The 11,755-nt window shown below is 69.9% G+C and carries 15 protein-coding genes; 14 read left to right on the plus strand and 1 reads right to left on the minus strand.

All coding sequences use genetic code 11. From position 1 onward, the window contains the following. The 10 genes from BGO91_RS21240 to BGO91_RS21285 all read left to right on the plus strand — a co-directional run. Window positions 1-413, plus strand: a 413-nt coding sequence (locus BGO91_RS21240; RefSeq protein WP_290474726.1) for a hypothetical protein, incomplete at its 5' end; no start/stop codon positions are given. Between the two features lie 7 nt (window positions 414-420). Further along, window positions 421-1,746 carry a TNT domain-containing protein gene (locus BGO91_RS21245; RefSeq protein WP_290474727.1) on the plus strand — a complete coding sequence of 442 codons (1,326 nt, stop codon included), beginning with the start codon at window positions 421-423 and terminating at the stop codon, window positions 1,744-1,746. A gap of 12 nt (window positions 1,747-1,758) precedes the next feature. Then, window positions 1,759-2,175 carry a hypothetical protein gene (locus tag BGO91_RS21250; RefSeq protein WP_290474728.1) on the plus strand — a complete coding sequence of 139 codons (417 nt, stop codon included), beginning with the start codon at window positions 1,759-1,761 and terminating at the stop codon, window positions 2,173-2,175. A 734-nt stretch (window positions 2,176-2,909) separates the two neighbouring features. Continuing rightward, window positions 2,910-3,110: a hypothetical protein gene (locus tag BGO91_RS21255; RefSeq protein ID WP_290474729.1), complete on the plus strand. Its 201-nt coding sequence runs from the start codon at window positions 2,910-2,912 to the stop codon at window positions 3,108-3,110. Beyond that, window positions 3,107-3,994: a hypothetical protein gene (locus BGO91_RS21260; protein WP_290474730.1), complete on the plus strand. Its 888-nt coding sequence runs from the start codon at window positions 3,107-3,109 to the stop codon at window positions 3,992-3,994. Before BGO91_RS21255 ends, BGO91_RS21260 begins: the two co-directional genes overlap by 4 nt. Continuing rightward, window positions 3,991-4,377, plus strand: coding sequence for a hypothetical protein (locus tag BGO91_RS21265; RefSeq protein ID WP_290474731.1), 387 nt, complete (start codon window positions 3,991-3,993; stop codon window positions 4,375-4,377). The genes BGO91_RS21260 and BGO91_RS21265 overlap by 4 nt, the downstream gene beginning before the upstream one ends. Before the next feature lie 61 nt (window positions 4,378-4,438). Further along, window positions 4,439-4,684 (plus strand): hypothetical protein, encoded by a 246-nt coding sequence (locus BGO91_RS21270; RefSeq protein ID WP_290474732.1) that lies wholly within the window; start codon window positions 4,439-4,441, stop codon window positions 4,682-4,684. 55 nt (window positions 4,685-4,739) lie between these two features. Further along, window positions 4,740-5,555 (plus strand): hypothetical protein, encoded by an 816-nt coding sequence (locus tag BGO91_RS21275; protein WP_290474733.1) that lies wholly within the window; start codon window positions 4,740-4,742, stop codon window positions 5,553-5,555. Then, entirely contained in the window at window positions 5,552-6,199 is a 648-nt protein-coding gene (locus BGO91_RS21280) for a hypothetical protein (RefSeq protein WP_290474734.1), read from the plus strand. The genes BGO91_RS21275 and BGO91_RS21280 overlap by 4 nt, the downstream gene beginning before the upstream one ends. Continuing rightward, entirely contained in the window at window positions 6,199-6,474 is a 276-nt protein-coding gene (locus tag BGO91_RS21285; protein WP_290474735.1) for a hypothetical protein, read from the plus strand. Before BGO91_RS21280 ends, BGO91_RS21285 begins: the two co-directional genes overlap by 1 nt. Before the next feature lie 43 nt (window positions 6,475-6,517). On the opposite strand, the gene BGO91_RS21290 is transcribed toward BGO91_RS21285, so the two are convergent. Next, window positions 6,518-7,114, minus strand: a complete 597-nt coding sequence (locus tag BGO91_RS21290) for a hypothetical protein (protein WP_290474736.1) — start codon at window positions 7,112-7,114, stop codon at window positions 6,518-6,520. A 233-nt stretch (window positions 7,115-7,347) separates the two neighbouring features. Here BGO91_RS21290 and metG point away from each other — a divergent pair, with 233 nt between their 5' ends. The 4 genes from metG to BGO91_RS21310 are packed head-to-tail and all read left to right on the plus strand — an operon-like array spanning window position 7,348 to window position 11,709. After that, window positions 7,348-8,937: a methionine--tRNA ligase gene (gene metG, locus BGO91_RS21295; protein WP_290474737.1), complete on the plus strand. Its 1,590-nt coding sequence runs from the start codon at window positions 7,348-7,350 to the stop codon at window positions 8,935-8,937. Beyond that, window positions 8,934-9,863 (plus strand): TatD family hydrolase, encoded by a 930-nt coding sequence (locus BGO91_RS21300; protein ID WP_290474738.1) that lies wholly within the window; start codon window positions 8,934-8,936, stop codon window positions 9,861-9,863. Before metG ends, BGO91_RS21300 begins: the two co-directional genes overlap by 4 nt. Further along, window positions 9,860-10,708 (plus strand): 16S rRNA (adenine(1518)-N(6)/adenine(1519)-N(6))-dimethyltransferase RsmA, encoded by an 849-nt coding sequence (gene rsmA, locus BGO91_RS21305; protein WP_290474739.1) that lies wholly within the window; start codon window positions 9,860-9,862, stop codon window positions 10,706-10,708. The genes BGO91_RS21300 and rsmA overlap by 4 nt, the downstream gene beginning before the upstream one ends. A 56-nt stretch (window positions 10,709-10,764) precedes the next feature. Then, a complete protein-coding gene (locus BGO91_RS21310) occupies window positions 10,765-11,709 on the plus strand; it encodes a 4-(cytidine 5'-diphospho)-2-C-methyl-D-erythritol kinase (RefSeq protein WP_290474740.1) in 945 nt (314 codons plus the stop codon). Window positions 11,710-11,755 lie beyond the last annotated feature (46 nt).

Raw genomic sequence — 11,755 nt, forward strand, 5'->3', positions numbered from 1 at the left:
GGCGATGGACGCCTACCGGGGCGATGGACGCCTACCGGCGGTTCCAGCAGGATTCCGCGCAGCACCTGCACGGTGCGGCGACCTGGGCCGGCGCGATGGCGAAGAAGATCGCGGTGGATGCCGAGCTCATCCACGCGCACGCCGCACGCGTCGAGCGGGTCGCGGCCGATGTGGGGGTGGCCAGGCAGGCGGCGGCCGCCACGAACATGGGCGGGGGCGCCTTCGGCGTGATCTGCGCCTTCCTCGTGCCGCCGGCGACCCTCGCGGCTTCCATGGCCGCCTCGGCGATCGGCGCCGCGGAAGGCATGCTGACGCGCAGCGCGCGGGAGGTCCGCGGGGTCGCCACGGACATGGCCGCGGTCGAGGAGGACATCGTCCAGGCGGTGCGCGCGCTCGAGAAGGGGCTGGGGTGACGCGCCGGTGACCACGAACGCACTCGTCGCCGCCCCGGTCGACACAGCGACGCCGTTCAGCGGCGCGGGCCTCCTCGACTCCGGCTCGCAGCTGGTCTCGGCCATCGAATCCGGTGACTGGGTCGAAGGCGGCATGGCCGCGTTCTCGGCCGCCGCCGACACGATCGCGACCGTCTCGGACCCTCTCGGCTCGCTCATCGCGGCCGGTCTCGGCTGGCTGATCGACCACTTCGAGCCGCTCAAGGGATGGTTCGACGACCTCACCGGCGACGCGGGCGAGGTGCAGGCCTTCGCGCAGACCTGGACCAACATCCAGACGCAGCTGCAGCAGTCGGGCGACGAGCTCACGCGCATCCTCGGCGATGTCGACGAGCTGACCGGCGAGGCGATGGACGCCTACCGGCGGTTCCAGCAGGATTCCGCGCAGCACCTGCACGGTGCGGCGACCTGGGCCGGCGCGATGGCGACCGGGCTCAGCGTCGCGTCCACGATCGTGCAGGTGGTGCACGACATCGTGCGCGACGTGCTCTCGCAGCTCGTCGGCTCGGCGATCTCGTGGGCATCGGAGGCCGTGCTCACCCTGGGACTCGCGACGCCGTGGATCGTCGAGCAGGTCTCGACCCGCGTCGCCTCCTGGGTCGCGAAGATCGGCTCCAAGATGACCGCCCTCGTGCGCTCGGTCAAGGCGCTCTCGAAGCTCCTCGACGAGCTGCGCGGCCTGCTGCGGCAGGCGGACGACCTGTTCGCGTCGGTGCTGTCGGGTGGGAAGGAGGCCGCGGCCACCGGCCTGCACAACGCCAAGGAGGGCGTGGTCGGCCTTCCGGGCATCCGCCGGCTGGATCCCCGCCGGGACGAGCTCATCGCGAACATGCAGAAATGGGCGGATGACGCGGGGATACCGGGATACAAGCCGTTCGGCGACCTGAGCGGCACGGACTTCATCGACACGCATCTGAAGCGCTTCACGCCGGAAGGGTATGCGGATTGGCGTTGGCCCCACGACAACGGTTTCGACATGGATCTGCCTGTCAAGCCGGCCGCAGAGTTCTTTCCCCCCGGCACACGGATCGATCGGATCTCCGTCGCCGAGGGGATCGAGGACTCGGGGGAGTTCGCTTCGCCCGTGGGCACGCGGTTTCCCGCCCAGAGCCTCCCGCCTGATCGGCTGGGGCCGGCGTTCAACCGATACACCTACGAGATCATCAAGCCTCTTCCGCCCGAGGTGCAGGTGGGCAACATCGCGCGTGATTTCCAACAACCCGGTGGCGGGACGCAGCTTCATTTCCCGGGCGGGATCTCACGATGGCTGGACTACTTGAAGCCCGTGTCATAGGAGGATGGTCGTATGAAATATGACGAGTTGGTCGAGAAAGCGGCGACCCTGCCGCGCATGGATCGCGCGTCTGTGCCGTACCTTGTCACGCGCGTGTTCGGCGGTCACCCCAACACGTCCTTGCTGACGCTGATCGCCCACCCTGATGGTGCCTACACGGCGACCCATGGCGACCTCCGAACCAAGGCCTCCCCGATGACGGATTCGAACGGGCGCGAGCTCCGTTTCCCCGACGAGGATTCGGCGTGCGACTGGGCGTGGGAATACCTACAGGAGGCTCGCGGCCGAATTCCGTCGTACGACGCCGACCAGCGGGCCCGCGACGAGGCGGCCGGCGCCGAGGTACAGCGCCGTTGGGACGAGTTCGTGCGCAGCCAGACCACGTCCAGCGAGCGCGGCGACGGAGAGTCCGGTCACGGGAAGGTTTGACCATGACGTTCGCAGAGCTTCAGCAGCGGCTCGCCGCGCTCTCGAAAGTGTGAACCTCATTGCCGCCCGCCGCGATCGCCTAGGTTCCCACCGGTCGACCGAGCTCCACCCTCGTCGCGTTGATTCCTCAGTAAGGCGGCACGGTCACGGCCTGCGGCGTGTGGGATCGACGGAAGAGGGGAAGGGGATGATCTCTCGATGAATTACGCAGAACTCGAGCAGCGGCTCGCTGCACTTCCGAAGGTGGGCACATCGTTCTTGCCGTACGTCATCGCCTGGGTACCCGATGGCAGACCGAGCCCGACTCTCGTCGCCTTGATTCCACATCGGGACGGTACGGTCACCGCCACGGTGGGCGACCTCCGGCTGGACGTCCAGCCCGTGACGAACGACGACGGAAGCATCCGTGTTTTCGCGAACGAGGATGCTGCATGCGACTGGGCGTGGGAGCGCCTTGCGCCTTCGCTCTCCACCTCGCCGCACTATTCGCCGGAAGAAGATGAGCGGGCGCAGCGCAGTGCTCAGGACCAGCTGCGGAGGGCTCAGGCCACCCTCGATCGCGCCTCAGCGTCTGATCATGAGTCTGCGCTCCCCGCGGTGAGCCCGTCGTTCATGCCCTACGCGATCGCCTGGGTCCCCGACGGCAGGCCGAGCCGACGCTTGTCGCCCTCATTCCGCACCGTGACGGTACGGTCACGGCCACGGTCGGTGACCTGCGGGAAAAGGTCGAACCGGTGACGAACGCCGATGGGAGTGTCCGCGTGTTCGCGAACGAGGACGCGGCGTGCGATTGGGCGTGGGATCACCTGGCGCCATCCCTGACCGACAGGCCCCACTACACGCCCGAGCAGGACGAGCAGGACGCGCGCAGCGCCGAGCGGCAGAGGCGGAGGATCCAGGCACGAGATCGGAATCCGGAAGAGGTGATCCCGTGAGATGGAATGACTTCGACCTCGAGCTGAACGTCGTGGGAGGGCCTCCCCGTTACGAGTGGCGCTCCGCGGAGCCGGTTCTGGCCGCAGCCGTCCTGCGGGACGGTCTCGTCATGGGGTATCTGGTGACGGCGCTCGACCCCGCTCGGAACGTCCTCGCTCTGACGCTGTCCTACGAGCACGAGGACTATGTGAACGGTGCATCCCGGCACTGGACCGGCCTGATCAACAGCGGCGCGGAGAAGGGTGTGCCCGCAGTGGACCTCTTCCGGACGTTTCTCGGGGCGGAGGGGCCGGCTGGAGCCGGGAGTGTTTCGGCGACGACGGAGCGGTTCGAGAGCACCGATGCCGTGTTCGCCCGGCTGAACCCGGACGTCGCCCGTCGTCGCGCTCAGGAGTCGTCTCGTGCCGAACGTGCCGAACGGGGAGCCGCCGTCCCGGCGCCAACGCGCGACCAGATCGACGCGGTCCTGCGCGGTGAGGCTCGTCCGACTCCGGAGATCCAGGCGCGCATCGCCGCACTCGATGAGGCGACGCAGGTGCGCACCGCTCCGGAGGATGTCTTGGTCGCTCTCGCCTACGATCCCGCGATGCTGCCCGCAAATGCTGCGGTCGGGACGGTGGTGCACGAGCCCACCTTTCTGACTTCGACGTTCCTGACGGACCAGACGCGGATCGACGCGCTCACCACGCTGATCCTGCGCGTCACTGAGGGCACCCCTGCTCTCTACACACCGCCCGGCCCGGGTGAATCCGGTGCCGGCGTCCTGCTCCTGGGCCGTGGGATCGACTGGCGGATCACCTCCCTCGCTCCCGGCGAGCTTCAGGGCACCGTCCTCCGTCGGGATCGCGAAGCGGGTCCGCTCGAGACAAAGGTTCGACGATGAAGTACGCAGAGCTTCAGCAGCGGGTGGCGGCGACGGCGAAAAGCGGCGAGTCGTTCGTGCGCTACGCGATCGCCTGGGTTCCCAGCGGTCGACCGAGCCCCACCCTCGTCGCGTTGATTCCTCAGAAAGACGGCACGGTCACGGCCACGGTCGGCGATCTGCGCGAGAAGGCCGAACCGTTGACCAACGAGGACGGGAGCATCCGTGTGTTCGCGAACGAGGACGAGGCGTGCGATTGGGCCTGGGAGAATCTTGCGCCGTCGCTGACGTACTCGCCGCACTACACCAGGGAGCAGACGGAGAGAGCCCTGCGTAGCGGGCGGGCGCAGATGGAGCGCGTACAAGCCATACTCGACAGGAGCCGAGCCGCCGACCGAGACTGACGTCTCACCGTCAACGGCCGAAGGACGATCGTGTTCCAGCTTCTGGAGGGAGGTGTGCGGGATGTCATCGCACTCGTCGGATGACGCGTCCGCGCCGACCCCTGCGGAGAAGGGGTGCGGCTGGTGTCGTGGGTTCTACTATGCCTGGTCGAACGACGCGCCCGACGTGGTCGCCGCGTTCGAGGATGGCGTACTGACCCTTCGGCGCTGCCGGCACTGCGGGAGCTACTGGCTCGAGAACGCCTTCAGCTTTCCGGAGCAGATCGATGATGAGCGCGCGCGTCGTCTCATCGAGGAGGAACGATGACGGAATCGTCACAGGAGCGTGCGGGTGTCGCCACGGCTGCCATGGAGGTGATCCCGTGAGCTGGAAAGACTTCGACCTCGCGCCGCGGGTGGTGTCGGGCGACCCGGAGTACGGCTGGCGGAGCGACCATCCGGTCGACGCGGCCCCGGTTCACGTCGGCGCCGATCTGGTCGGCTATCTCGCGACTTCGGTCGACGCCGCCGAGAACGTGCTCAAGCTCTTCACCTCGGCGTCTGACTCCGACTACTTCAACGACGGTTCGCGCTTCTGGCGCGACCGGATCGCCCGCGCGGGAGCCCAGCGGGTTCCGGCTCACGAAGCCTTCCGTGCGCTCCTCGGGACGGAGGGCCCGGACGGTGCAGGTCGAGTGTCGGCCCAGACCGAGCGGTTCGAGAACACGGATGCCATCGTCGAACGTCTCAACCCGGGCGCGGGACCAACGCGCGACGAGATCGATGCCGTCCTGCGCGGCCGGGCCCGCCCCACTCCCGCGATCCAGGCGCGCATCGCCGCCCTCGATGAGGCCACGCAGGTGCGCACTGCTCCGGAGGACGTCCTCGTCGCTCTCGCCTACGATCCCGCGACCCTCCCCGCCGGGGCCGCGGTCGGGACGGTGGTGCACGAGCCCACCTTCCTGACCTCGACCTTCCTGACGGGCCAGACGCGGATCGACGCCCCCATCACGCTGATCCTCCGCGTCACGAAGGGCACCCCAGCGCTGTACACACCGCCCGGCCCGGGCGAATCCGGAGCCGGCATCCTGCTGCTCGGCCGCGGAATCGACTGGCAGATCACGTCCCTCGCTCCCGGCGAGATCCAGGGCACCGTCCTCCGGACCGAGCCCCGGCGGGGGACGGGATCCCGGTCGTGAAGTACAAGGAACTCGTCGACAGGGTCGCGGCCATGCCGGGGATGGATCGAGCGTCGGTGCCGTACCTGATCACGCGATCACGGTGGGGTGATCCCAGTCCCTCCGCTCTCGGGCTGGTGGCACATCGCGGCGGCACCTACACGGCGACGTACGGAGACAATCGAGAGAAGACGACGCCCGTGACGGATGCGGAGGGCCGTGAGCTCCGGTTCCCGGACGAGGACTCCGCCTGCGAGTGGGCCTGGGAGAAGATCCAGGAGGCGCGCGCACCCCGTCCACCGATGGACCCGGACCAGCGGGCCCGTGACGTGGCAGCCGGTGACGAGGTCCACCGACGGTGGGCAGAGTTCCAGGCGAACCTCGACGGCGCCGTCGTCGCCTTCACCGGCTTCGGACGGCGGAAGATCCCCACGGCGGATCAGGAGGCGGTTCTCGCTCTGAGCCCCACCGTGGGCACCGCCCTCCTGGACGCGGTGAACGAGGCGGCGCGTGTCTCGGAAACGATCACCTTCGACGAGGTCGCCCCCTTTGACACGGAGCTGCGGGAACGTCTCTACCAGCGCCTCCGCGCACTCCTCCCGTACCTCGGACCCACGGCCGTGGAGGCGCTCGGCTGGCGCTGGGCCTTCCTCAATCTCCGCTGATGGATCGTCGACTGAGCGCGGCGATCGTCGCCTACATCCGGGACGAGGGCACGGCCCTCCCCGGCCGCCATCCCGAGCGCGTGCCCGACGCCGAGCTGCGCACCCGGGTCGAGGCGGTCATCCATCGCCTCGACGCGATCCGGCCCGACGAGACGGCGCGCGAGCTGCTGACCTGGGCGGACAGGCAGGCGACCGCCGTCGCCGCGGAGTCGGGCGACCTCGCGCCGGAGGCGGTCCGCGCGCTGCGCGACCTCCTGAGCTGGGAGTGGCGCTGAACCGGACCGGCTGCCGGCTCACGTTCGGCCGGCCGTGCCTCCATTACGCGCCCGGGTGGTAGAACCGCTGACGTTCGATGGGGGCGACGGCGAAGTCGCCCAGGCCGTTGACGACCTCACCCACACCGACGACGAGCCCGCGAGCGAGCCCGACGCCTTTCAGCACACCGGCTCTGCGGTCCGGATCGGGCTCCTGGTGATCACCGCCGCCGGCGAGTTGCACCGATTGCGCGCGGATCGGGCCGATGACTTGACCGCCGTCGCCGATCGACGTGAGTCCGACGATCTCAGGACCATTCGCGATTCGCACTCCGTCACCGATACGGATCTCAGACGAGCCGGCGTTGGCCTTGACCTGCACACCGCCAGGACCGTAGTCACCGGAGGAGCCGATCCGGAGGCGACCCCCTGACTCGGCGAGCAGAAAGGCACCGGGATAGAACACGTTGTCGGAACCGATGGTGAGCTCGGAGCGATCATCCGCCTGGATCACGACCCCCGGGTACAGCGTGTTCCCCTCGCCAAGGGTCGCAAACCGGCTGACGAGCACCGAGTGCAGGTCGAGAACCGTGTTCCTCTCGGCGATCGAGGAGAGTTCGTCACTGCTCAGGAAGTCACCGCGAGCACCAGCGTGGGACATGAGTACGAGCTCCTACCGTCCGATCGACCTTCGACCGAAGACTGGAGACTGCGTCACCTCGCCGGTCTCAATGAACATATCCACCATTCCGGCCCCGGGGAAAACGAGGCACGGCACCGCTTCGCGAGCGTCGGCGACGCCGCAGAGGCGCCGTGGCTCCTCCGTGAGCCGGATCGGCCATGAACGCCGACACACAACGAGCCACACCCTCCCGCGCCCGTAGGATGGTCAGCATGTCCGACGGCTCTTCGTTCTACATCACCACGCCGATCTTCTACGTGAACGATGTCCCGCACATCGGCCACGCCTACACGGAGGTCGCCGCGGACGTGCTCGCGCGCTGGCACCGCCAGGCGGGCGACGACACCTGGCTGCTGACCGGGACGGACGAGCACGGCCAGAAGATCCTGCGCACCGCGACCGCCAACGGCACCACGCCGAAGGAGTGGGCGGACCGCCTGGTGACCAACGAGTGGCTGCCGCTGCTGAAGACGATCGACATCGCGAACGACGACTTCATCCGCACCACGGACGAGCGTCACGAGGCCAACGTGCAGAAGTTCCTGCAGAAGCTGTACGACGACGGCTTCATCTACGCGGGCGAGTACGAGGCGCTGTACTGCGTCGGCTGCGAGGAGTTCAAGCCGCAGAGCGAGATCGTCGACGGCACGGGGGAGTACGAGGGCCAGAAGGTCTGCGCCATCCACTCGAAGCCGCTGGAGCTGCTGCAGGAGAAGAACTACTTCTTCCGGATGAGCCAGTTCGCGGACAAGCTGCTCGCCCTCTACGAGGAGCGGCCGGAGTTCGTCCAGCCGGAGTCGGCCCGCAACGAGGTCGTGAGCTTCGTGCGGCAGGGCCTCAGCGACCTGTCGATCTCCCGGTCCAGCTTCGACTGGGGCATCAAGGTGCCGTGGGACGAGTCGCACGTCGTCTACGTGTGGTTCGACGCGCTGCTCAACTACGCGACCGCGGTCGGCTACGGCCAGGACCCGGAGAACTTCGAGCGGCGCTGGCCGGCCACCCACATCGTCGGCAAGGACATCCTGCGGTTCCACGCGGTGATCTGGCCCGCGATGCTGATGGCCGCGGGCGTCGACGTCCCGCACCGCGTGTACGGCCACGGCTGGCTGCTCGTCGGCGGCGAGAAGATGTCGAAGTCGAAGCTCACCGGCATCGCCCCGACGCAGATCACCGACACCTTCGGCTCTGACGCGTTCCGGTACTACTTCATGCGCGCGATCAACTTCGGCCAGGACGGCTCGTTCAGCTGGGAGGACCTCGCGGCCCGCTACCAGGCGGAGCTCGCCAACGGCTTCGGCAACCTGGCGTCCCGGGTCATCGCGATGGTCACCCGCTACTTCGAGGGTGTCGTGCCGGCCGCCGGGGAGTACGCGGAGGCCGACCTGCGCGTCCGGCGCACGGTCGCCGAGGCGACGGCGAACGCCGATGCGGCGATCGAGCGGCTCGCGATCCACGACGCCCTCACCGCGGTGTGGACGGTGGTCGACGAGCTGAACGGCTACATCACCCTCCAGGAGCCGTGGAGCCTCGCGAAGGACGACGCGCAGCGCGAGCGTCTCGGCACGGTGCTCTACACGGCGGCGGAGGGCCTGCGCGCCCTCGCCGTGCTGCTCTCGCCGGTCGTCCCGCAGGCGACGGCGAAGCTGTGGGAGGCGCTGGGCGTCGCAGGCGAGCTCGGCCCGGTGACCGCGCAGCCGCTGCGGCGCGCGGGCGACTGGGGCCAGCTGCCGCCCGGCACGACGGTCAACGGGCTGGAGGCGCTCTTCCCCCGGATCGACGCGGACGCGGTGCCCGGAGCATGACCGACCCGGCGTTCATCCGGCAGCGGCACGTCACCGACGGCCGCGACCTGGCGTACCCGCCGCTCCCGGAGGCGCTGGTCGTCCCCGTCTACGACAACCACACGCACCTCGAGATCGCCGACGGGGACGACCCGCTCGACTACCGCGAGCAGCTCGACCGGGCGTCGAGCGTCGGCGTGCGCGGCGTGGTCCAGGTCGGCAACGACGTGGAGACCTCCCGCTGGTCGGCGGAGATGGCGGCCGTCGAGCCGCGGATGCTGGCCGCCGTCGCGCTGCACCCGAACGACGCCCCGGACTACGCCGAGCGCGGCGAGCTGGACGACGCCCTCGCGGTGATCGACGAGCTGGCCGGCCGGCCGCGCGTACGCGCCGTCGGCGAGACCGGCCTGGACTTCTTCCGCACCGAGGAGGGGCCGCGCCGCGACGCGCAGTTCCGCTCCTTCGAGGCCCACATCGAGATCGCCAATCGGCACGGGATCGCCCTGCAGATCCACGACCGCGACGCCCACGCCGAGGTCGTCGCCACGCTCAAGCGCGTCGGCGCCCCCGAGCGGACGGTCTTCCACTGCTTCTCCGGCGACGTCGAGCTCGCGCGCGTCTGCGCGGAGAACGGCTGGTACATGTCGTTCGCCGGCACGGTGACGTTCAAGAACGCGCCGGCGCTCCGGGAGGCCCTGCGCTCGGCTCCGCGCGACCTCATCATGGTCGAGACGGACGCGCCGTTCCTCACGCCGTCGCCGTACCGCGGCCGGCCGAACGCGCCCTACCTGATCCCGCTCACGCTGCGCGCGATGGCCGAGACGATCGACACCGACGCCTCCACCCTCGCCGCACAGATCAACTCGAACACCGAGCTCGTCTACGGCCGCTGGGACAGCGAGCCCGTCTCCGCGCCGCCGACCACGCCGATCGGGCGCATCGCGTGAGCGACCTGCGCCTGCTCGGCCCGGCCGAGATCCGCGACCTGGCCGAGCTGCTCGACGTCACGCCGACCAAGAAGCTCGGCCAGAACTTCGTCATCGACGGCAACACCGTGCGCCGCATCGTGCGCGTCGGCGAAGTGGAGGCGGGGGATGTGGTCGTCGAGGTCGGCCCGGGCCTGGGCTCCCTGACGCTCGGCCTCCTGGAGGCGGGCGCGCGCGTGGTCGCGGTCGAGATCGACGGCCGCCTGGCCGCGCAGCTGCCGGTGACGGTCGCGCAGATGGCGCCCGCCGCCGCCGAGCGGCTCACGGTCGTGCACCGCGACGCGCTGGCGATCACCGAGCTCCCGGAGCAGCCGGACCGGCTGGTGGCCAACCTCCCGTACAACGTCTCCGTGCCCGTGCTGCTGCACCTGCTGGAGCACTTCCCGTCGCTGCGCTCCGGCGTCGTGATGGTGCAGGCCGAGGTCGGCCACCGCATCGCCGCGCAGCCGGGGTCGAAGGTGTACGGCGCTCCGAGCGTGAAGGCCGCCTGGTACGGCGTCTGGCGCACCGCGGGCAACGTCAGCCGGCAGATCTTCTGGCCGATCCCGAACGTCGACTCCGTGCTGGTCGCGTTCGACCGCCACGAGACGCCCCCGGGCGACGAGGAGCTGCGCAAGCGCACGTTCGAGCTCGTGGATGCGGCCTTCCAGCAGCGCCGCAAGACGCTGCGTCAGTCGCTCTCCCGCGTCTACGGGGACCCGACCTCGGCCGCCGAGGCGCTGGAGGCTGCGGGCCTCTCCCCGTCGCTCCGGGGCGAGCAGCTGTCGTTCGACGACTTCGCCCGGCTGGGCGCCGCACGCGCCTGACCCGATCGGCCGGGCCGGTGCTCTGAGAGGCCGTCGCACCCCTGTAGGTTGGAGGCATGGTCGAGCGCGAACGCGGAGGTGACGGGGACGCCGTGCACGTGCGGGCGCCCGGCAAGATCAACGTCTTCATGCGGGTCGGCGCTGTCATGGACGACGGCTACCACGACGTCGCGACCGCGTACCAGGCGGTGTCGCTGTACGAGGACGTCCGCGCCTATCCCGCCGACGACTTCTCGGTGAGCTTCGGCGGTCCGATCGACACCAGCGGCCTGCGCACCGACGGCTCGAACCTCGCGATCAAGGCGGCCCGGCTGCTCGCCAAGCGCACGGGCTACACCGGCGGCGTGCGGCTGCGCATCGACAAGCGCGTCCCCATCGCCGGGGGGATGGGCGGGGGCTCCGCCGACGCCGCTGCGACCCTCGTGGCCTGCGACGCGCTCTGGGGGACCGACGTCGGCCGCGACGAGCTGCTGGCCCTGGCCGCCCGCCTCGGCGCCGACGTGCCGTTCGCCCTCGTGGGCGGCACCGCGATCGGCACCGGCCGCGGCGACCGGCTCAGCCCGGCGCTGGCGACGGGGACGTTCCACTGGGTGCTCGCCCTCCCCGAGACGGAGCTCAGCACCCCGCAGGTCTACAGCGAGCTCGACCGCCACCGGGAGCGGCACGCGGGCGACATCGCCCCGGCCCAGCTCGCCCCGAGCGTGGACGCGCAGGTGCTACAGGCGCTGCGGGCCGGGGATCCGACGATGCTCGCGGAAGCGCTCGCCAACGATCTCCAGGCTCCGGCCATCCACCTCGCCCCGCCGATCGCCGACGTGCTCGAGCTGGGCGAGCTGAACGGCGCCCTCGCCGGGATGGTGTCCGGCTCCGGGCCGACCGTGGCGTTCCTCGCCGCCGACCTCGACTCGGCGCTCGACCTGCAGATCGCGCTGAGCGCCTCCCGCATCACCGCCGTACGGGCGACCGGGCCGGTTCACGGCGCGCGCATCATGGGCGACTGAACGATCGCGGAGAACGGGCGCAGCGGCGCCCGAGGATGCCCGGCCG

The sequence above is a fragment of the Leifsonia sp. 71-9 genome (assembly GCF_001898805.1).
In the GTDB taxonomy this organism is placed as follows: domain Bacteria; phylum Actinomycetota; class Actinomycetes; order Actinomycetales; family Microbacteriaceae; genus Leifsonia.